Below are 20,064 nucleotides of genomic sequence, written 5' to 3'. Positions count from 1 at the left end.
CCCGACCGCCGGAGCCCGCAGCCAGAGCACCACCGACAGGAGCACCGTGGCCCCCACGAAGACCGAGACGACCGAGACCGCCGGCGACACCGCCGGCGGGACGAGCACCCCTGCCCGCAGGCGTACCGCCGCGGCCGGTGGTCGCCCGCTGGTCATCGTGGAGTCGCCGACCAAGGCGAACAAGATCGCCGGGTACCTGGGCGCGGGCTACGTCGTCGAGGCCAGCGTCGGGCACATCCGCGACCTGCCGCGCAACGCGGCCGACGTCCCGGCCGAGCACAAGGGAGCCGCGTGGGCGCGGCTCGGGGTGGACGTCGACAACTCCTTCGAGCCGCTCTACGTGGTCAGCCCTGACCGCAAGCAGCAGGTCAGCCGGCTCAAGCAGCTGGTGAAGCAGGCCAGCGAGGTCTATCTCGCCACCGATGAGGACCGCGAGGGCGAGGCCATCGCCTGGCACCTGGTCGACACCCTCAAGCCCCGGGTCCCGGTGCGCCGGATGGTCTTCCACGAGATCACCCCGGAGGCCATCGCCCGCGCCGTCGCCAACCCGCGCGAGCTCGACACCGCCCTGGTCGACGCGCAGGAGACCCGCCGCATCCTCGACCGCCTCTACGGCTACGAGGTCAGCCCCGTGCTGTGGAAGAAGGTGCTGCCGAAGCTCTCCGCCGGCCGCGTGCAGTCGGTCGCCACCCGCATCGTGGTCGAGCGGGAGCGCGAGCGGATGGCCTTCCACGCCGCGGACTACTGGTCCCTGGAGGGCACCTTCGCCGTCCCCGGGAGGACCACCGGCGCCGACGCGGGCGAGCCGACGACGCTGCGCGCCAAGCTGGTCAGCGTCGACGACAGCCGGGTCGCCACCGGCCGCGACTTCGACCCCGCGACCGGCCGGGTCACCGGTGAGGTCGTGCACCTCGACGAGGCCGGCGCACGGGGGCTCGCGGCCCGCCTCGAGGGCCGCCAGGTCACCGTCAGCCGGGTCGACGAGAAGCCCTACCGGCGCCGCCCGTACGCGCCGTTCACCACCTCGACCCTGCAGATGGAGGCCGGCCGCAAGCTCGGCTGGTCGTCGGCGCAGGTCATGCGGGTGGCGCAGCGGCTGTACGAGAACGGCCACATCACCTACATGCGCACCGACTCGACGAACCTGTCGAACGAGGCGATCAACGCCGCGCGCACCCAGGCCCGCGAGCTGTACGGCGACGCCTACGTCCCGGCCGAGGCCCGGCGGTACGCGAAGAAGGCCAAGGGCGCGCAGGAGGCGCACGAGGCCATCCGCCCCGCCGGCGACAGCTTCCGCACCCCCGGCCAGCTCTCCGGCCAGCTCGCCCGCGACGAGTTCCGGCTCTACGAGCTGATCTGGCAGCGCACGGTCGCCTCGCAGATGGCCGACGCCGTGGGCCAGACGGTGAGCATCCGGCTGGCCGGCCGCAGCGCCACCGACGAGGCCGTCGAGTTCACCGCCAGCGGCCGCACCATCACCTTCCCCGGGTTCCTGCGCGCCTACGTCGAGTCCCGCGACGAGGGCAGCTCGACCGGCGACGACGACCAGGGCAGCGACGACGCCGAGCGCCGGCTGCCCCGCGTCGAGCGCGGTCAGCAGCTGGACACCCAGCAGCTCGACGCCAAGGGGCACACGACGAGCCCGCCGTCCCGGTACACCGAGCCGAGCCTGGTCGCCCGGCTGGAGGAGCTCGGGATCGGCCGCCCGTCGACCTACGCGTCGATCATGCAGACCATCCAGGACCGCGGGTACGTCTGGAAGAAGGGCGCCGCGCTGGTGCCCTCGTTCGTGGCGTTCGCGGTGGTGAACCTGCTCGAGCAGCACTTCGCCCAGCTCGTCGACTACGACTTCACCGCCTCGCTGGAAGAGGAGCTCGACGAGATCGCCGGCGGCAACCTGCAGCGCGTCACCTGGCTGACCGAGTTCTACTTCGGCGGCGAGGGCGGCCACGCCGGCGCCATCGCGCAGGCCGGCGGGCTCAAGCAGGTCATCGGTCAGCGGCTGGAGGAGATCGACGCCCGCGGCGTCAACTCGATCCCGCTGCGCGCCACCGGACCCGGCGGCGAGCCGGTCGTGGTCCGGGTGGGCCGTTACGGTCCCTACCTGCAGGCCGGTGAGGACGGCGGCCGGGTCAGCATCCCCGAGGACCTCGCCCCCGACGAGCTCACCGACGAGAAGGTCCGCGAGCTGCTCGAGGCCCCGTCCGGCGACCGCGAGCTGGGCACCGACCCGGAGTCCGGCCACCCCGTCGTGGTGAAGGCCGGCCGGTACGGGCCCTACGTCACCACCGTCGTCCCCGAGGGCAGCAAGGAGTCCCCGCGGACCGGGAGCCTGTTCGCCTCGATGTCCCCGGAGACGGTCACCCTCGAGGACGCGCTCAAGCTGCTCAGCCTGCCGCGGACCGTCGGCGTCGCGCCCGACGGCGAGGAGATCCAGGCCCTCAACGGCCGCTACGGGCCCTACCTCAAGAAGGGCAGCGACTCCCGCTCGATCGAGGGCGAGGAGAAGCTGTTCACCACCACGCTCGAGGAGGCGCTGGCGATCTTCGCCCAGCCCAAGCAGCGGGGGCGCGCGGCGGCGAAGGCGCCGCTCAAGGAGCTGGGCAACGACCCGGTCACCGAGGGCACGATCACCGTGCGCGAGGGCCGTTTCGGTCCCTACGTGACCGACGGCGAGACCAACGCCAGCCTCCGCAAGGGCGACGACGTCGAGACGATCACACTGGAGCGCGCCGCCGAGCTCCTCGCCGACCGCCGCGCCGCCGGTCCGGCCAAGAAGAAGGCCACCAAGAAGTCGACGGCCAAGAAGACGACGGCGAAGAAGACCGCGGCGAAGAAGGCCCCCGCCAAGAAGAAGGCCGCCGCACCGTCGGACGCGGTGCCGCTGGCCTGACCCCGTCGGAGCCGGCGCGGCTACCCGTCGCGCCGGCCGACGGCGAAGACGCGGCGGAACGGCAGCACCGTCGTCCCGTCCGCCCGTGGTGGGTAGGCCAGCCGGAGGGCCGCGGCGTACGCGGCGGTCAGCTCCGCGGCCTCGCCGTCGTCCAGCCGGGCGAGCACCGGACGCAGGACGGTGCTGCGCACCCAGCCGAGCGCCGGGTCCGGGCCGGACAGCACGTGCAGGTACGTGGTCTCCCACGCCTCGGCCCGCAACCCCGCCGCCTCGAGCACCGCCAGGTACCCGGCGGGGTCGAGCACCGGCCGGGGTGGGGGAGCGGCCCCGGCGAGCCGCTCGTCCGTGCACAGCTCGGCGAGCAGCCGGTGCGTGGGGGCCGCGTGGTTGCCCGGCACCTGCAGCGCCAGCCAGCCACCCGGGGCCAGCTGCTGCGCCCAGCGGCCGAGCAGCTCCTCGTGGCCGGGCACCCAGTGCAGGACGGCGTTGGTGACGAGGACGTCGACCGGTCCCGCCGGACGCCACTCCCGCACGTCGCCGGCCACGAAGTCGACCCGTCCCGGCACCGCGTGCACCGCCGCGGCCGCGAGCATCTCCGCGGAGGAGTCGATCCCGGTCACCCGCGCCCGCGGCCAGCGCTGCGCCAGCCCGGCCGTGAGCGCTCCCTCACCGCACCCGAGGTCGACGACCACCCCGGGATCGACCGACCCCACCCGGGCCAGCAGGTCGACGAACGGCCGGGCCCGCTCGTCGCCGAACCGCAGGTACTGGACGGGGTCCCACGCGTCCGCGTCGGTCACGTGCCGACCCTACGAGCGGACCGGGACCGTCACCGCCGGCCGGTACCGTGGCGCCCGCGCGACCGGCCCGCCCGGCCCGCGCCCGAGATCCGCCGCACCCCCGGGAGCCCGCCATCCGCACCGCCGACCGACCGGGTGCGTTCCTCGCCTTCGAGGGCGGCGAGGGCGCGGGCAAGTCCACGCAGGTGCGGCTGCTCACGGAGTGGCTGACCGCGGCCGGGCACGCGGTCCGGGCCACCTTCGAGCCCGGCGACACCCCCGCCGGAGGCGTCATCCGGCAGCTCCTGCTGGACCGCGCCGATCTCGCGCTGGGGCCCCGCGCCGAGGCGCTGCTCTACGCCGCCGACCGGGCGCAGCACACCGCCGCCGTCCTGCTCCCGGCCCTGGCCGCCGGCGAGGTGGTGATCACCGACCGCTTCGTCGACAGCTCGCTGGCCTACCAGGGCGCCGGCCGGGAGATCGCGCGCGAGGAGGTGGCCGGGCTCTCCCGCTGGGCCACCGAGGGTCTCGTCCCCGACCTGACCGTGCTGCTCGACCTCCCGCCGGAGACCGGGCTGGCCCGCGCCCGCGGCCGGGCCGCCGCCGACCGCATGGAGGCCGAGTCGCTGGACTTCCACGAGCGGGTCCGGCAGACCTTCCTCGAGCTGGCCGCCGCGGAGCCGGGCCGCTACCTCGTGCTCGACGCCACCCGCCGTGCCGAGGAGCTCGCCGCCGACGTCCGCGACCGCGTGGCCGCGCTGCTGGACCCGGCGGCGTCCCGGTGACCGTCTGGAACGGCCTGGTCGGTCAGGACGACGTCATCGCGGTGCTGCGCGGCGCGATCGAGGACCCGGCGGCCATGACCCACGCCTGGCTGTTCACCGGACCGCCGGGCTCCGGCCGGTCGGTGGCCGCCCGGGCGTTCGCCGCGGCCCTCCAGTGCCCGGACGGCGGTGACGGCACCTGCCACGCCTGCCGCACGGTGCTCGCCGGCACGCACGCCGACGTCGCGGTGATCGTCCCCGACGGGCTGTCGATCGGTGCCAAGGAGGCCCGCGAGCTGGTGCGCCTCGCCGGCCGGGCCCCGTCGCAGGGCCGCTGGCAGGTCATCGTCGTCGAGGACGCCGACCGGATGACCGAGCACGCCGCCAACGCCGTCCTGAAGATGCTGGAGGAGCCGCCGCCGCGGACGGTGGTGATGCTCTGCACGCCGAGCCTGCACCCCGACGACATCATGGTGACCATCCGCTCGCGGTGCCGCGTCGTCGCGCTCCGCACGCCACCGGTCGACGCGATCGCCGACGTCCTCGTGGAGCGTGACGGCATCGACGCGGCCATGGCGTCCTGGGCGGCCGCGGCCTCCGGTGGGCACGTCGGACGCGCCCGGCACCTGGCCCGCGACGAGAACGCCCGGCTCTCCCGCAAGGCGGTGCTGGACGTCCCGCTCTCGCTCGTGTCGCTGGCCGCCTGCCTCAACGCCGCCGACGATCTGGTCGCCGCCGCCAAGGAGGAGTCCGACCAGGCCAGTGCAGCCCTCGACGGGGCGGAGACCGAGGCGGTCAAGGCCAGCCTCGGGGTGGGGGCCCGCGGGCCGGGCGTCGCCGCGGCCAGCCGCGGCGCCGGGCAGCTCAAGGAGCTGGAGAAGCGGCAGAAGTCCCGGGCCACCCGGCTCGGCCGCGACTCGCTCGACCGCGCCCTGGTCGATCTCGCCGCGCTGTACCGGGACGCGCTGGTGCTCGCCGCGGAGCGGGAGGCCGGGGGAGAGGCGCCGCCGCTGGCCCACCCGGACCGGCGGGCCGACGCGGCCGAGCTGGCCGCGCGGATCGGCGCCGAGGGCGCGCTGCGGCGGATCGACGCCGTCCTGGCCTGCCGGACGGCGCTGGAGCAGAACGTGAAGCCGCAGATCGCCGTCGAGGCGCTCACCGTGGCCCTGCGACTCCCGGCCGACCGCTCCTGACCGGTGCACGATCGCCGGTCCCCGGTGTCGTAGGCTGGTCGGGCACGTCGCCGCCTTAGCTCAGTCGGTAGAGCATCTCACTCGTAATGAGAAGGTCGTCGGTTCGATTCCGACAGGCGGCTCTCCTCCTCCACGACCGGTGTCCGCGGACACCGGTCGTGTCGTATCTGCCGCCGGACGGCGTGCCTCCCCCCCCCCCCCCCGCAGCACAGGCCCTTGCCGTGCGCGGCTGAGCTGGGTCACACTCAGGTATCGCAAGCCCTACGATTGCCAACCGCACATCGACCAGCGATGATGTGACCGATGTCAACACGTCGAAGCATCCGCGAGTTCCGCCGGGTGCCGAGGAGCGCTGCATGAGACTCGGTCTCCACCTGAACGACTACTCGCACCTCGGTGAGCCGAAGGACATGGGGCCGGCCCTCGCCCGCATCGCGCGGTCGGCGGAGGACACCGGGTTCGCGCGGCTCAGCGTCACCGACCACCTCTGGCAGATCAGCCTCATCGGCGAGGAGAACGAGCCGATGCTGGAGGCGTACACGACGCTCGCCTTCCTGGCCGGCCACACGTCCACCATCGAGCTGCAGCCCCTGGTCACCGCCGCGACCTACCGCGCCCCGGGGCTGCTCGCCAAGATGATCACCACGCTGGACGTGCTGTCCGGTGGGCGCACCTGGCTGTCGATCGGCCAGGGCTGGAACGAGCAGGAGGCCACCGGCCTCGGCCTGCCGTACGACCACCACGACGGTCGCTACCAGCGCATGGAGGAGACCATCCGCATCTGCCTGCAGATGTGGAGCGACAGCGACGACCCGATCGTCAGCGAGCACTACCAGCTGGGGCAGACGCTCAACGAGCCCCGTCCGGTGTCGCAGCCCCGCCCGCGGATCCTCATCGGCGGCGGCGGGGAACTGCGGACGCTGAAGCTCGTCGCCAGGTACGCCGACGCGATGAACGTCTGGGGTGGCGAGGAGGCCGGCCAGAAGATCGTGCGGCTGCGGGAGCGGTGCGAGGAGGTCGGCCGCGACCCCGACGAGATCGAGAAGACGGCGCTCGTCACGTTCGACGTCGAGGGGTCGGGCGGGGTGGACGCGGTCCTGAAGGACCTCGAGCGACTGCACGGCCTGGGCTTCACCACCGTCTACGGGTGGGTCCCCGACCTCGGCTCCGAGGCCCAGCTGGAGGTCCTCGGCTCCAAGGTCGTCCCGGAGGTCAGCTCCTGGTGACCGCAGAGGTCCCCACCGCACGCCCACCAGCACCCGGTTTCCCAGAGATGTCGCAGATGAGAGAGGTACGGGCATGAACGTCGAAGACATGATCATGATCAGCATCGACGACCACGTCGTCGAGCCGCCCGACATGTTCAAGAACCACGTCCCGGAGAAGTACAAGGACGAGGCCCCCAAGTCGATCCCGGACGAGAACGGCTACGAGAAGTGGTGGTTCCAGGGCAACTCGATGGGGACCGTCGGCCTCAACGCCGTGGTCGGCTGGCCGAACGAGGAGTGGGGCCTGAACCCGGCGACCTTCGCCGAGATGCGCCCGGGTGCCTATGACATCCACGAGCGGATCAAGGACATGGACCGCAACGGGATCCTGTCCTCGATGTGCTTCCCCTCCTTCGCCGGCTTCAGTGCCCGGTACTTCCAGGAGGCGAAGGACAAGGACCTCGCCCTGATCATGCTCAAGGCCTACAACGACTGGCACATCGACGAGTGGTGCACCGCCTACCCGGGCCGGATGATCCCCTGCGCCATCCTCCCGGTGTGGAACCCGCAGGACCTCGTGGACGAGGTCAAGCGGGTCGCCGCCAAGGGCGTCAAGGCCGTGACCATGCCGGAGCTGCCGCACCTGCAGGGCCTGCCCAGCTACCACGACCTGGAGTACTGGGGCCCGTTCTTCGAGACGATCTCGGAGCTCGAGGTCGTCATGTGCCTGCACATCGGCCAGGGCTTCGGCGCCATCAAGGGTGCGCCCGACGCCCCGATCGACAACATGATCATCCTGGCCACCCAGGTGTCGACGTTCGCCGCGCAGGACCTGCTGTGGGGCGGCGCGATGACGAAGTACCCGGACCTGAAGATCGCCTGGTCCGAGGCCGGCATCGGCTGGATCCCGTTCTACCTGGACCGCTGCGACCGGCACTACACCAATCAGCGCTGGCTGGGCCACGACTTCGGCGGCAAGCTCCCCAGCGAGATCTTCCGCGAGCACTCGCTGGCCTGCTACGTCACCGACCCGACGGCTCTGAAGGTCCGCCACGACATCGGCGTCGACATCATCGCCTGGGAGTGCGACTACCCCCACTCGGACTCGATCTGGCCCAACGCCCCCGAGTTCGTCAACGCGGAGATGAAGGGTTCCGGCGTCCCGGACGACGAGGTCCACAAGATCCTGTGGGAGAACACCACGCGGTTCTTCGGCCTCGACCCGTTCAAGCACATCGCCAAGGAGGACGCCACGGTCGGCGCCCTCCGTGCGCGGAGCCCCGAGGTGGACACCACCATCCGCTCCAAGCACGAGTGGCGGAAGCTGTACGACCTGCGTCAGAAGGCCGCCCAGAACGCCTGAGCGAGCCGGCGGCCCCGAGCCGCTGACGTCCTGCGCCGCGTCGGCGCGCAGTCCCCAGGGCTGCGCGCCGGCGCGGCGTCGTCGTTGCGGGGACGCCGCCCGTCGCGCGACCGCCGTGGCATCTGGCCGTTACGGTTCCGGCGTGAGACGACGCGCCATCATGCTGACCCTGGGAACGGCCGCCGCCGCCCTGCTGACCGGCTGCACCTCGGAGGTCGAGGGCAGCGCCTCGTTCAGCGGCGAGCCGCGGGCGCTGCCCGACGCCGAGCTCCAGGAGGCCTTCTGCAGCGACGCCCCGGTGCTGCTGCAGGACATCCTCACCGACCTCGGGGCGACGGCCACCGACCCGGCGTCGGCGGTGGAGACCCTGGACGACGTCGTGGGCCGCATGCAGGAGCTGGAGCCCCCGAGCGACGTCGCCGACGAGTGGGAGCGGTTCATCACCGCCATCAGCGACATGCGCGATCTGCTCGCCACCGTCGACCCCACCGACCCGACGCCCGACCCCGAGCTGGCCGAGCAGGTGCAGGACCTGCAGCCCGAGCTGACCGAGGCGGGCACCGCGATCGACGAGTGGGGTCAGGCCAACTGCTGACGCCGGGCTACGGCCCGCGGACTGCGACGGCGGTGCACCCGGGTGGGTGCACCGCCGTCGGTGTCCGTCGTGCGCTCGGTCCGGTCAGTTCGGCCACCCTTCAGGGGCCCTCCGCCTGCGCGTGGGGGGAAGGGTGGTCCTTACTCAGTGGTGGGGCTCGGCCTCGGCGGCACGCCGGATGGAGGCCTCGATCTCGGCCTCGGCCTCGGCGCGCCCGACCCACTCCGCGCCCTCGACCGACTTGCCCGGCTCGAGGTCCTTGTAGGTCTCGAAGAAGTGCTGGATCTCCAGCCGGTCGAACTCCGACACGTCGGTGATGTCCTTGAGGTGCGACATCCGCGGGTCGGTGGCGGGGACGGTGAGGACCTTGTCGTCCCCGCCGGCCTCGTCGGTCATCCGGAACATGCCGATCGCCCGGCAGGTGATCAGGCACCCCGGGAAGGTCGGCTCCTCCAGGAGCACCAGGGCGTCGAGCGGGTCGCCGTCCTGACCGAGGGTGCTCTCGATGTACCCGTAGTCCGCCGGATAGCGGGTGGAGGTGAACAGCATCCGGTCCAAGCGGATGCGGCCGGTGGCGTGGTCCAGCTCGTACTTGTTCCGCTGGCCCTTGGGAATCTCTACCGTCACGTCGAACTGCACGAGTCGTAGTGTGGCGCACGACGCCCCGGCCGCTCGCCGGAGGTGGTTCCAGGGGGTGGACAGCATCGCGTCGAGCGGGTCGACGACCATCACTCCGAAGTACTCGCGGTTCCGCCGGCGGCTGGTCCTGGCCGGTCTGGCGCTCGTCTGCGTGCTCGCGCTCGTCGTCGTCTGGGCGGTGCGCGCCATCGGCGGGGGCGACGGCGACGAGCAGCCCGACAGCGCCCCCACGGCCGGCGCGCAGCTGCCCGAGATCAGCGACCCCGCCCCCGTGCTCGCGGCCCTGGCCGCCGACGCGCCGGCGCCGGACCCGGCCACGCTCGAGGCGGAGCTCACGCCGCTGCTCGGCACCCCCGCGCTCGGGGCGGCGCCCGCCGCCGTGGTGGTGGACGTCGCGACCGGCGACGTCCTGCTCGACCGCGACGGCGACCGGTCCGCGGTGCCGGCCTCCACCGCCAAGCTGCTGACCGCCGTGGCGGCCCTCACCACCCTCGGGCCCGAGGAGACGCTCGCCACCACCGTGGTGGCCGCTGGTGCCCCCGGGGAGGTGGTCCTGGTCGGCGGCGGCGACCCGACGCTGTCCACCACCGCGCCGTCGCTGGTCTACCCGGGCGCCCCGACGGTGGCCGACCTGGCCGACCGGGTGCGCGAGGCCCTCGGCGGCACCCCGGTGACGAGCGTCGTCGTCGACAACGGGCTCTTCACCGGACCGCTCACCGCTCCCGGCTGGGGCCCGGGCGACGCCCCGTCCAGCTACGCCGCACCGGTCACCGCGACCGCCGTGGACGGGGCGCGGATCTCCCCGGGGAACGCCCAGCGCAGCGGTGCCCCCGGGACCGACGCCGGCCGGGCCCTCGCCACGGCCCTCGGCGCCCCCGGCGCGGCCGTCCGGCTCGGCGAGGCCCCGGCCGGGGCGCGGGTGCTCGGCGAGGTCCGGTCCGCCCCGGTCGCCCGTCTCGTGGAGCAGATGCTGGCGCAGTCGGACAACCTGCTCGCCGAGGCGCTCGGCCGGCACGTGGCGCTGGCCCGCGGCCTCCCGGCGACGTTCGACGGGACGGCCGAGGCCGTCCCCGCCGCCCTCGACGAGGCGGGCTTCGCCACCGACGGGGTGACCCTCGCCGACGGCAGCGGCCTCTCCTCCGCCGACCGGTTGCCGGCATCGCTGCTCGGCCGCCTGCTGACCGCCGCCGCGGACGGCTCGGTCCCCGACCTGTCGGCGATCGTCTCCGGGCTGGCCGTCGCCGGGTACGACGGCACCCTCGCCGAGCGCGGTGACGACGACCCGGCGACCGCTCCCGGTGCCGTGCGCGGCAAGACCGGGACGCTGCTCGGTGTGCACGCCCTCGCCGGCACCGTCGTCACCGCCGACGGGCGGCTGCTGGCCTTCGCGTTCGTGGCCGACGCGGTCTCCGGGGGCGAGGCGCCGGCCGAGGCCGCCCTCGACGACGCAGCCGCCGCCCTCGCCGCCTGCGGCTGCTCCTGAGCCCGGCGGCGGCCGCCCGTCCCCGCGTACGGTGAGGCGATGAGCAGCGCCTCCTCGATGGTCGACTGGGACCTCGCCGGACGCACCGCCCGCCGGCTGGTCAGCCCGGGTCCGCAGACGACGCGGGAGGAGGCCGCTGCCGTCGTCCGCGAGCTGCACGAGGCCGCCGCGACCGCGATCGCGCACGTCGAGGGGCTCACCGGTCTGCGCCCGGCGCCGGGCGGGCCCGTGCCCGAGGTCGCCGTCGTGGACCGGCCGGGCTGGGTCGACGCGAACACCGCGGGCATGTCGGCGCTGCTGGACCCGCTGGTCGACGCCCTCGCCGAGAAGCAGGGCTCCCGGCCGGGCGCCATCGCCACCGCCATCGGCTCGCGCGCCACCGGCGTGCAGGCCGGCGCGGTGCTGTCGTTCCTCTCCTCCCGGGTGCTCGGCCAGTACGAGGTCTTCGGCACCGGCGGGCGGCTGCTGCTGGTGGCCCCGAACATCGTGGACGCGGAGCGCCGGCTGGGCGTCGACCCCAGCGACTTCCGGCTCTGGGTCTGCCTGCACGAGGTCACCCACCAGCTGCAGTTCACCGGCGTCCCCTGGCTGCAGGGCCACCTCGAGTCGCTGATCGCGGAGTTCGTCGAGGCCACGGACCTGGACGCCGACGTCCTCCGCGACCGGCTCCGCGACGTCGTCCGGAGCCTCGGTGACGCGGTGCGCGGCGGGGACGGCGACGGCGACGAGCCCCAGGGCCTCATGGCGCTGGTCGGCGACCCCGCGCAGCGGGCGGTGCTCGACCGCGTCACCGCCGTCATGAGCCTCGTCGAGGGGCACGCCGAGTACGTGATGGACGGCGTGGGCCCCGACGTCGTCCCCTCGGTGCGCACCCTGCGCAAGCGGTTCGCCCAGCGTCGCAAGGGCCGCGGCCCGGTCGACCGCGTGCTGCGCCGGCTGCTGGGCCTGGAGCAGAAGATGAAGCAGTACGCCGACGGGCGGGTCTTCGTCGGCGGGGTCGTCGACCTCGTCGGCATGGAGGGCTTCAACCGGGTGTGGTCCGGGCCCGAGGCCCTGCCGCGGATCGAGGAGCTCACCGACCCGGCTCGCTGGGTGGACCGCGTGATCGGCCGCCCGGCCATCCCCGCCTGAGCCCCGGATGAGCGGGCCTCCCCGCGCGGTCGCCGTCCTGCGGTCCGCCGTCCGGCCCGGGCTGCGCTCGTCCTCCCGGCCGGTGCTGGCCGCCTGCAGCGGGGGAGCGGACTCCGTCGCCCTCGCCGCGGCACTCGCGTTCGAGGCCCGGGACGCCGGGGTCCGGATCGGCGGGGTGACCGTCGACCACGGCCTCCAGCCGGGCTCGGCCGACCGGGCCGAGCGGACCGCGGCGCTGCTGCGCGACCTCGGCCTGGACCCCGTGCTGGTCCTACCCGTGGACGTCCCGGCCGAGGGCGGACCCGAGGGGGCGGCCCGGGCCGCCCGGTACGCGGCGCTGGCGGCAGCCGCCGCCGGGCGCGGTGCGCGGGTGGCGCTCGGGCACACCCTCGACGACCAGGCCGAGACCGTCCTCCTCGGCCTGGGACGCGGCTCGGGTCCGCGCTCGGTCGCGGGCATGGTCGCCGAGCGGGAGGACGACGGCGTCCTCTGGTGGCGGCCGCTGCTCGGCGTGCGCCGGGAGACGGCCCGCCGGGCGTGCGCCGACCAGGCCCTACCGGTCTGGGACGACCCGTGGAACGACGATCCGGCCTACACGCGGGTCCGGCTGCGCGGCGAGGTGCTGCCGCTGATGGAGGACGTCCTCGGCGGCGGGGTGGCCCCGGCGCTGGCACGCACCGCCGACCTGCTGCGCGAGGACCTCGACGCGCTCGACGCGCTGGCCGCCACCGAGCTGGCGAGGCTGGCGGGGGAGGCGGGCGACGGCAGCCTGCCGGCCCGGCCCCTGGACCCGCTGCCCGCCGCCGTGCGACGGCGGGTGCTCCGCGGCTGGCTGCGCACGGCGGGGGTCCCCGACCTCCAGGCCGTCCACCTGCGGGCCGTCGAGACGCTCGTCACCCGCTGGCGCGGCCAGGGGCGGGTGGACCTACCCGGAGGGGCGGGTGTGGTCCGGACGTCTGGCAGGCTGGTCCTGCTGCCGCCGGTCCGCCGGGGCAGCGCCCCTGGACCTGCACCCCTCGAGGAGCCACGCGCGTGACGGACCCCGCCAGCAGCACTGCGGGACTCGGTCCCGACCACGGATACGGGCCCGACATCGACCACGTCCTGCTCAGCGAGGCGCAGATCCAGGAGAAGATCACCGAGCTCGCCACCCAGGTCGCCCGCGACTACGCGGGCAAGGAGGTCCTGCTGGTCGGCGTCCTCAAGGGCGCGGTGCTCTTCATGAGCGACTTCGCCCGGACCCTCCAGCTGCCCACCCAGATGGAGTTCATGGCGGTCTCCTCCTACGGCAGCGCCACCAGCTCCTCGGGCGTGGTGCGGATCCTCAAGGACCTCGACCGGGACATCACCGGCAAGCACGTCCTCGTCCTCGAGGACATCATCGACTCGGGCCTGACCCTCTCCTGGCTGCTCAAGAACCTGGGCGGCCGCGCGCCCGCCTCGCTGGAGGTCTGCGCCCTGCTCCGCAAGCCCGACGCGGTCAAGGTCGAGGTGCCGGTGAAGTACATCGGCTTCGACATCCCGAACGAGTTCGTCATCGGCTACGGGCTGGACTACGCCGAGCGCTACCGCGACCTGCCCTACATCGCGACCCTCAAGCCCGAGGTGTACTCGAGCTAGGGGGTCCCATCCCGACGGCCTCGTCGCAGTGGCCCGCGCCGAGCCTGCGAGGTGCGGGGGGCGACGAGGTCCTTCATCCTCCCCGGCCCCGCGACCCGACCACCCCCGCTCGGAGCCGTCCTGACCTGAGCGGGACCGTGGCCTCGCCCGACTCCTGCGCATACGGGTGGTCCGTGCCTTTCTCCCAGGGTCTGCACAGGGGCCCCGGTGTACCGTCGAACGCAACGACGCTGCACCGACGCGCACGGGTGCCCGCCCGCCGCGCAGGGGGCGTCCCCGGGACGATCAGGAGGGTCGACGGGCAGGCCCGTCCGGGCCGCCCGGCATCGGTGTATGGAACGCAAGAAGATCTTCCGCTCCGTGTGGTTCTGGGTCGTCCTCGTCGTCCTGCTGGCGGTGGGGTTCTCCACGCTGTTCAGCGGCGGTGGTGACCGTCAGGACGTCTCCACGGCCACGGCCCTCGAGCAGATCGACGACGGCAACGTCGAGAAGGCCACGATCAACGACCGGGAACAGACGCTCGACCTCGACCTGACCAACCCGGTCGAGGGCAGCGACCAGATCACGGCCTCCTTCTCGACCGGCGCGGCGGACGACGTCTTCGAGCTGCTCTCCGCGCAGGACGGCGTCGACTTCGACACGAACGTGACGCAGGAGAACGTCTTCGTCAGCGTCCTCATCAGCTTCCTGCCGTTCGTCATCCTCCTGCTCCTGCTGTTCTGGCTGTTCAACTCCATGCAGGGCGGCGGCCGCGGCGTCATGGCCTTCGGCAAGTCCAAGGCCAAGCAGATCACCAAGGACACCCCGAAGACGACCTTCGCCGACGTCGCCGGTGCCGACGAGGCGATCGAGGAGCTCCAGGAGATCAAGGACTTCCTCGCCAACCCGGTGAAGTTCCAGGCCGTCGGCGCGAAGATCCCCAAGGGTGTGCTGCTGTTCGGCCCGCCCGGCACCGGCAAGACCCTGCTGGCCCGCGCGGTGGCCGGCGAGGCGGGCGTGCCGTTCTTCACCATCTCCGGCTCGGACTTCGTCGAGATGTTCGTCGGCGTCGGCGCCAGCCGGGTCCGCGACCTCTTCGAGCAGGCCAAGCAGAACGCGCCGGCGATCATCTTCGTCGACGAGATCGACGCCGTCGGCCGGCACCGCGGCGCGGGCATGGGCGGTGGGCACGACGAGCGCGAGCAGACCCTGAACCAGATGCTCGTCGAGATGGACGGCTTCGACGTCAAGGGCGGCGTCATCATGATCGCCGCCACCAACCGGCCCGACATCCTCGACCCGGCGCTGCTGCGCCCCGGCCGCTTCGACCGGCAGATCGCCGTCGACCGGCCCGACCTCAACGGTCGCAAGGAGATCCTGGCCGTCCACGCCAAGGGCAAGCCGCTCGCACCGGACGTCGACCTGGAGACCCTCGCCCGCCGCACCCCCGGCTTCACCGGCGCGGACCTGGCGAACGTCCTCAACGAGGGCGCGCTGCTCACCGCCCGCCACGGCGGCACGGTCATCACCGACGCCAGCCTCGAGGAGGCGATCGACCGCGTCATCGCCGGCCCGGAGCGCAAGACGCGGGCGATGAGCGAGAAGGAGAAGAAGGTCACCGCCTACCACGAGGGCGGGCACGCCCTGGTGGCGCACGCACTGCCCAACTTGGACCCGGTGCACAAGGTGACGATCCTGCCGCGCGGCCGGTCGCTGGGGCACACGCTCGTGCTGCCGACCGAGGACAAGTACACCCAGACCCGGTCGGAGATGATCGACACCCTCGCCTACGCCCTCGGCGGGCGCGCGGCCGAGGAGCTGGTCTTCCACGAGCCGACCACCGGTGCGGGCAACGACATCGAGAAGGCCACCTCCATGGCCCGGGCGATGGTCACCCAGTACGGCATGAGCGCCAAGCTCGGCGCGGTCAAGTACGGCAGCACCGACTCCGAGCCGTTCCTCGGCCGGGACATGGGCTCGCGGCCGGACTACTCCGAGGCCGTCGCCGCCGACATCGACGCGGAGGTGCGCGCCCTCATCGAGGCCGCTCACGACGAGGCCTGGGAGATCCTGGTCGAGCACCGGGCCGTGCTCGACCAGCTCGTCCTCGAGCTGATGGAGAAGGAGACGCTGTCCAAGGAGGACATGGCCCGCATCTGCGCGCCGGTCACCAAGCGGCCCTCCCTCGCGCCCTACAACGGCTTCGGCAAGCGGACCCCCTCCGACCAGCCGCCGATCCTGACCCCGACCGAGCGCGCCCAGCTCTCCAACGGGAACGGGAACGGCCACGTCACGGGTGGGGCGAGCCCGGTGGGCGACGTCGGCGCGCCCGTGCAACGGTGACCCGGTCGTTGCCGCTGCGCGAGGAGACACCGTGAGCGAGATCCCCGAGGAACCCGAGGACGAGGTCCGCCCCGTCCCGGGCAAGGTCGACCAGGCCCGCGCCGAGGCCGCCGTCCGCGAGCTGCTGATCGCCGTCGGGGAGGACCCCGACCGTCCGGGCCTGCAGAACACCCCGGCCCGGGTGGCCCGTGCCTACGGCGAGACCTTCGCCGGTCTCTGGCAGGACCCGGCCGAGGTGCTCGCCACGGTGTTCGACGAGGACCACGACGAGCTGGTCCTGGTCAAGGACATCCCGATGTACTCGACCTGCGAGCACCACCTGGTCCCCTTCCACGGCGTCGCGCACGTCGGGTACATCCCCGGCGAGGACGGCCGCGTCACCGGCCTGTCCAAGCTGGCCCGCCTGGTGGACATCTACGCCCGCCGGCCGCAGGTGCAGGAGCGGATGACCCGGCAGATCGCCGACGCCCTGAACGACGTCCTCAAGCCGCGCGGCGTCATCGTCGTCATCGAGGCCGAGCACCTGTGCATGGGCATGCGCGGCATCCGCAAGCCCGGCTCCTCCACGGTCACCTCCGCCGTCCGCGGGATGTTCCGCGACAGCGCCGCGACCCGTGCCGAGGCGATGAGCCTCGTGCTGGGGAAGTGAACGACCGGATCCACCTCCCGCAGCCCGGGCGCTGCGTGGTGATGGGCGTCCTGAACGTCACGCCCGACTCGTTCTCCGACGGTGGGTGCTTCGCCGACGCCCCCACGGCGATCGCGCACGGGCTGGCCCTGCACGCCGCCGGCGCCGACTACGTCGACGTCGGCGGCGAGTCCACCCGGCCCGGGGCCGACCGGGTGGACGCCGACGAGGAGTGCCGCCGGGTGGTCCCGGTGGTCCGCGAGCTGGCCGCCGGGGGCGTGCGGGTCAGCGTCGACACCACCCGCGCCGAGGTCGCCGAGGCCGCGCTGGGTGCCGGCGCGGTGCTGGTCAACGACGTCAGCGGTGGCCTGGCCGACAAGAACATGGCCGATCTCGTCGCCGAGGCGGGCGTGCCGTGGGTGCTCATGCACTGGCGTGGCCACAGCCGCGAGATGTACGCCGCAGCCCGCTACGGCGACGTGGTCACCGAGGTCTGCGCCGAGCTGACCGCCCGGGTCGAGGACGTCGTCGCCGCCGGGGTCGATCCCGCCCAGCTGGTGCTCGATCCCGGGCTGGGCTTCGCCAAGAACGCCGAGCACAACTGGCGGGTGCTGGCCGGGCTGCACCGCGTCGTCGGGCTCGGTCTGCCGGTGCTCGTCGGCGCCTCCCGCAAGACCTTCCTCGGCCGCGAGCTGGCCGGACCCGACGGCGAGGTGCGGCCGGCCGAGCAGCGGGACGCCGCCACCCTCGCCACCACCGTGCTGGCCGCCGAGGCCGGCGCCTGGGGCGTGCGGGTGCACGACGCCGCCGCCTCCGCCGACGCCGTCCGCACGGTCGCCGCCGTCCAGCGAGCCCGACAGGAGAGCCGAACCCGTGGCTGACACCCACCCGGACCGCATCACCGTCACCGGCATCACCGCCCACGCGCACCACGGCGTGTACGACTGGGAGCGCGAGAAGGGGCAGACGTTCTCCGTGGACGTCGTCCTCGAGCTCGACACCCGCGCCGCGGCGGCCGACGACGACCTCGAGCGCACCGTCAACTACGCCGAGCTCGCCCAGGGGCTGCACGGGATCCTCACCGGGGAGCCGGTGGACCTCCTGGAGACCCTCGCGCAGCGGATGGCCGACGCCTGCCTGGCCAACGCCCTGGTGGAGGCCGTCGAGATCACCGTCCACAAGCCCGACGCCGAGCTCGGGGTGCCCTTCGCCGACGTCACCGTCGCGATCCGGCGGGAGCGCGTGTGACGCGGGCGGTCCTGTCGCTGGGCGCCAACCTCGGCGACCGCGCCGCCACGCTCGCCGAGGCGATCGACGGCCTGGCCGCCGACGGCCTGGTGGCTGTCTCCGCGCTCTACGAGACGCCGCCGTGGGGTCCGGTCGAGCAGCCGCCGTACCTGAACGCGATCGCCCTGGTCGACGGTCCGCGGGACGCCGCCGGCTGGCTGGCCCGCGCCCACGAGCTCGAGCAGGCCGCCGGGCGCACCCGCGAGGTCCGCTGGGGAGCGCGCACCCTCGACGTCGACGTGGTCCTGGTGAGCTACGACGACGGCGCGCCGGTGGTCTCCGACGACCCGGCCCTCACGCTGCCGCACCCCCGGGCGCACGAGCGGGCGTTCGTGCTGGTCCCGTGGGCGGCGCTGGACCCGGCCGCCGTGCTCCCCGGGCGCGGCCCGGTCGCCGATCTGCTCGCCGCCCTGCCACCGGGGGAGGTCGACGCGGTGGTGCGCTGGGAGGGCCGGCCGTGACGCCGGTCAGCCGCCGCGACCTCGCCGTCGTCGCCGTGGGGCTGGCGCTGGCCTCCTGGCTGGTCGTCCGCTCCGCCTACGGCGACCTGCCGCCGCTGCGCTGGTGGATGCCGGTGCCCCTGGCACTGCTCGCCGTCGCCGAGGCGCTGGCCGCCCGGACCCTCGGGAGCCGGCTCGCCGTCCTCCGGGAGGCCCGGCGCACCGCCCGGGGCCGCGCGCCGGCCGCCACGACCGGCGCGGCCGCCCGCCCGGGGCAGGCGCGTCCGGTCGAGCCGATGCTGGTCGCCCGCGCCGCCGTCCTGGCGCAGGCCAGCGCCTACGTCGGTGCGGTCTTCGTCGGCGTCTGGGCCGGCGTCCTGCTGCACGTCGTGCCGGCCCTCGGCCGGCTGGACGCCGCGAGCAGCGACACGGTCACCGCGGTCATCGGCGTCCTGGCGTCGGCCGCCCTGACCGGGGCGGCCCTGTGGCTGGAGCACGTCTGCCGGGTGCCGCCCTCAGAGGACGGACCGGCCGACGGCGTCCGCGCCTAGTCAGCCGGCGCTGATCGACCGGCGCAGCGTCGTGTGCACCGTGCCCGCCGTCAGCACGCCGACGCAGCGCCCGCCGTCGACGACCGGGACCGCGTCGACGTCGGACCGCAGCAGCAGCGACAGCCCGTCCTTGAGGGTGGCGGTGACGGGCACCGGCTCGACCGGGCGCATCGCGACGGCCACGGTGCCCGGTCCACCGGCCCGGTCGGCCGGCAGCCAGCCGCACGGCCGGCCGCCGGCGTCGAGGACGACCGCACCGGCGGCGCCGGACAGCTGGCCGCGCACCTCCTCGAGGGACTGGTGCTGCGCCACGACCGGCGCCGGGGCCAGGCCGGCGGGGTCGATCGAGGTCACCGCCAGACGCTTGAGCCCGCGGTCGGCGCCCACGAAGTCGGCGACGAAGGGGGTCGCCGGCCGGCCCAGCAGCTCGGCCGGCGGGGCGAACTGCTCGACCCGCCCCCCGGCGCTCATCACCGCGATGCGGTCGCCGAGCCGCACCGCCTCCTCGATGTCGTGGGTGACGAAGACGATCGTCTTGCGCACCTCGGCCTGCAGGCGGAGGAACTCGTCCTGCAGCCGCTCGCGCACCACCGGGTCGACGGCGGAGAACGGCTCGTCCATGAGCAGCACCCCCGGATCGGCGGCCAGCGCCCGCGCCACCCCGGCCCGCTGGCGCTGCCCGCCGGACAGCTGGGCGGGGTAGCGGTCCCCGTGGACGGCGGGGTCCAGGCCCACCGTCGTCAGCAGCTCGTCGACGCGGGCACGGATGCGGCGGCGGTCCCAGCCCAGCAGCTTCGGCACGGTGGCCACGTTCGCCCGCACGGTGCGGTGCGGGAACAGCCCCACGTTCTGGATGACGTAACCGATGCGACGGCGCAGGCGGTCGGGGTCGACCCGGGTCACGTCCTCGCCGTCGAGCAGGATCCGGCCGCTGGTCGGCTCGATGATCCGGTTGACCATCTTCATGGTCGTCGTCTTGCCGCAGCCGGACGGGCCGACGAGGACGGTGAGCTCCCCGGCCGCGAAGGTGAGGTCCAGCTCGGCCACGCCCACGGTCCCGTCCGCGTAGACCTTGCCGACGCCCTCCAGCCGGATCTCCGGGGCGGCGGTCCCCGCGTCCACCTGCGGAGGAGCAGCAGAGCGGACGGTCTCGGCGGTAGCGTCCACG

General features: G+C 73.9%; 19 protein-coding genes and 1 tRNA gene. 17 read left to right on the top strand and 3 right to left on the bottom strand.

Translation table 11 applies throughout. From position 1 onward, the window contains the following. The first annotated feature begins 46 nt into the window (after window positions 1-46). Window positions 47-2,893, top strand: coding sequence for a type I DNA topoisomerase (gene topA / locus DQ240_RS15280; RefSeq protein ID WP_113840480.1), 2,847 nt, complete (start codon window positions 47-49; stop codon window positions 2,891-2,893). Window positions 2,894-2,913: 20 nt separating this feature from the next. Here the strand turns inward: topA and DQ240_RS15275 are convergent, their stop codons facing one another. Beyond that, on the bottom strand, window positions 2,914-3,693 hold the full coding sequence (locus tag DQ240_RS15275) for a methyltransferase domain-containing protein (RefSeq protein ID WP_113840479.1): 780 nt from the start codon (window positions 3,691-3,693) through the stop codon (window positions 2,914-2,916). 47 nt (window positions 3,694-3,740) lie between these two features. Here DQ240_RS15275 and tmk point away from each other — a divergent pair, with 47 nt between their 5' ends. The 6 genes from tmk (at window position 3,741) to DQ240_RS15245 (ending at window position 8,795) form a co-directional block, all read left to right on the top strand. Then, entirely contained in the window at window positions 3,741-4,457 is a 717-nt protein-coding gene (gene tmk / locus DQ240_RS15270; protein WP_113840478.1) for a dTMP kinase, read from the top strand. Continuing rightward, window positions 4,454-5,629 carry a DNA polymerase III subunit delta' gene (locus DQ240_RS15265; RefSeq protein WP_113840477.1) on the top strand — a complete coding sequence of 392 codons (1,176 nt, stop codon included), beginning with the start codon at window positions 4,454-4,456 and terminating at the stop codon, window positions 5,627-5,629. The genes tmk and DQ240_RS15265 overlap by 4 nt, the downstream gene beginning before the upstream one ends. 49 nt (window positions 5,630-5,678) lie before the next feature. Then, window positions 5,679-5,751: transfer RNA gene (locus DQ240_RS15260), tRNA-Thr, on the top strand. Window positions 5,752-5,985: 234 nt separating this feature from the next. Then, window positions 5,986-6,855, top strand: a complete 870-nt coding sequence (locus DQ240_RS15255; protein WP_113840476.1) for an LLM class F420-dependent oxidoreductase — start codon at window positions 5,986-5,988, stop codon at window positions 6,853-6,855. Window positions 6,856-6,928: 73 nt separating this feature from the next. Continuing rightward, the gene (locus DQ240_RS15250; RefSeq protein WP_113840475.1) at window positions 6,929-8,200 is read left to right on the top strand and encodes an amidohydrolase family protein; all 1,272 of its coding nucleotides are present in this window, start codon (window positions 6,929-6,931) and stop codon (window positions 8,198-8,200) included. 142 nt (window positions 8,201-8,342) lie between these two features. Further along, window positions 8,343-8,795: a hypothetical protein gene (locus DQ240_RS15245; protein WP_147262003.1), complete on the top strand. Its 453-nt coding sequence runs from the start codon at window positions 8,343-8,345 to the stop codon at window positions 8,793-8,795. A 144-nt stretch (window positions 8,796-8,939) separates the two neighbouring features. Here DQ240_RS15245 and DQ240_RS15240 read toward each other — a convergent pair whose 3' ends face one another. Next, complete coding sequence (locus tag DQ240_RS15240) at window positions 8,940-9,434, bottom strand: inorganic diphosphatase (RefSeq protein WP_113840473.1); 495 nt, start codon at window positions 9,432-9,434, stop codon at window positions 8,940-8,942. Between the two features lie 55 nt (window positions 9,435-9,489). Here DQ240_RS15240 and dacB point away from each other — a divergent pair, with 55 nt between their 5' ends. The 10 genes from dacB to DQ240_RS15190 all read left to right on the top strand — a co-directional run bounded on the left by dacB (window position 9,490) and on the right by DQ240_RS15190 (window position 18,896). Next, complete coding sequence (gene dacB / locus DQ240_RS15235; RefSeq protein WP_233498740.1) at window positions 9,490-10,917, top strand: D-alanyl-D-alanine carboxypeptidase/D-alanyl-D-alanine-endopeptidase; 1,428 nt, start codon at window positions 9,490-9,492, stop codon at window positions 10,915-10,917. Window positions 10,918-10,956: 39 nt separating this feature from the next. After that, window positions 10,957-12,048 carry a zinc-dependent metalloprotease gene (locus DQ240_RS15230; protein WP_113840471.1) on the top strand — a complete coding sequence of 364 codons (1,092 nt, stop codon included), beginning with the start codon at window positions 10,957-10,959 and terminating at the stop codon, window positions 12,046-12,048. A 7-nt stretch (window positions 12,049-12,055) separates the two neighbouring features. After that, complete coding sequence (gene tilS, locus DQ240_RS15225) at window positions 12,056-13,084, top strand: tRNA lysidine(34) synthetase TilS (protein ID WP_113840470.1); 1,029 nt, start codon at window positions 12,056-12,058, stop codon at window positions 13,082-13,084. Next, window positions 13,081-13,668, top strand: a complete 588-nt coding sequence (hpt, locus tag DQ240_RS15220) for a hypoxanthine phosphoribosyltransferase (protein ID WP_113840469.1) — start codon at window positions 13,081-13,083, stop codon at window positions 13,666-13,668. Before tilS ends, hpt begins: the two co-directional genes overlap by 4 nt. A 333-nt stretch (window positions 13,669-14,001) precedes the next feature. Further along, on the top strand, window positions 14,002-15,990 hold the full coding sequence (ftsH, locus tag DQ240_RS15215) for an ATP-dependent zinc metalloprotease FtsH (RefSeq protein WP_113840468.1): 1,989 nt from the start codon (window positions 14,002-14,004) through the stop codon (window positions 15,988-15,990). 40 nt (window positions 15,991-16,030) lie between these two features. Then, window positions 16,031-16,639 (top strand): GTP cyclohydrolase I FolE, encoded by a 609-nt coding sequence (gene folE, locus DQ240_RS15210; protein ID WP_233498749.1) that lies wholly within the window; start codon window positions 16,031-16,033, stop codon window positions 16,637-16,639. Continuing rightward, complete coding sequence (gene folP / locus DQ240_RS15205; RefSeq protein ID WP_233498739.1) at window positions 16,636-17,499, top strand: dihydropteroate synthase; 864 nt, start codon at window positions 16,636-16,638, stop codon at window positions 17,497-17,499. Before folE ends, folP begins: the two co-directional genes overlap by 4 nt. Then, window positions 17,492-17,866, top strand: coding sequence for a dihydroneopterin aldolase (folB, locus tag DQ240_RS15200; RefSeq protein ID WP_113840466.1), 375 nt, complete (start codon window positions 17,492-17,494; stop codon window positions 17,864-17,866). Before folP ends, folB begins: the two co-directional genes overlap by 8 nt. Continuing rightward, complete coding sequence (gene folK, locus DQ240_RS15195; protein WP_113840465.1) at window positions 17,863-18,366, top strand: 2-amino-4-hydroxy-6-hydroxymethyldihydropteridine diphosphokinase; 504 nt, start codon at window positions 17,863-17,865, stop codon at window positions 18,364-18,366. Before folB ends, folK begins: the two co-directional genes overlap by 4 nt. Further along, the gene (locus DQ240_RS15190; protein ID WP_113840464.1) at window positions 18,363-18,896 is read left to right on the top strand and encodes a DUF3180 domain-containing protein; all 534 of its coding nucleotides are present in this window, start codon (window positions 18,363-18,365) and stop codon (window positions 18,894-18,896) included. The genes folK and DQ240_RS15190 overlap by 4 nt, the downstream gene beginning before the upstream one ends. Here DQ240_RS15190 and DQ240_RS15185 read toward each other — a convergent pair whose 3' ends face one another. Beyond that, on the bottom strand, window positions 18,897-20,063 hold the full coding sequence (locus tag DQ240_RS15185) for an ABC transporter ATP-binding protein (RefSeq protein ID WP_113840463.1): 1,167 nt from the start codon (window positions 20,061-20,063) through the stop codon (window positions 18,897-18,899). Window position 20,064: the final 1 nt, after the last annotated feature.

Origin of the sequence: Blastococcus sp. TF02A-26 (genome assembly GCF_003319125.1) — a bacterium.
Classification (GTDB): Bacteria; Actinomycetota; Actinomycetes; order Mycobacteriales; family Geodermatophilaceae; genus Trujillonella.
The sequence above is the reverse complement of the archived record's forward strand: the minus strand, read 5'-3'. Positions and strand labels throughout refer to the sequence as shown.

Excerpts from the sequence above, each read along its gene's own strand:
- DQ240_RS15230 (WP_113840471.1), top strand. The coding sequence starts at position 10,957 with ATGAGCAGCGCCTCCTCGATGGTCGACTGGGACCTCGCCGGACGCACC.
- tilS (WP_113840470.1), top strand. The coding sequence starts at position 12,056 with ATGAGCGGGCCTCCCCGCGCGGTCGCCGTCCTGCGGTCCGCCGTCCGG.
- DQ240_RS15255 (WP_113840476.1), top strand. The coding sequence starts at position 5,986 with ATGAGACTCGGTCTCCACCTGAACGACTACTCGCACCTCGGTGAGCCG.
- DQ240_RS15250 (WP_113840475.1), top strand. The coding sequence starts at position 6,929 with ATGAACGTCGAAGACATGATCATGATCAGCATCGACGACCACGTCGTC.
- ftsH (WP_113840468.1), top strand. The coding sequence starts at position 14,002 with ATGGAACGCAAGAAGATCTTCCGCTCCGTGTGGTTCTGGGTCGTCCTC.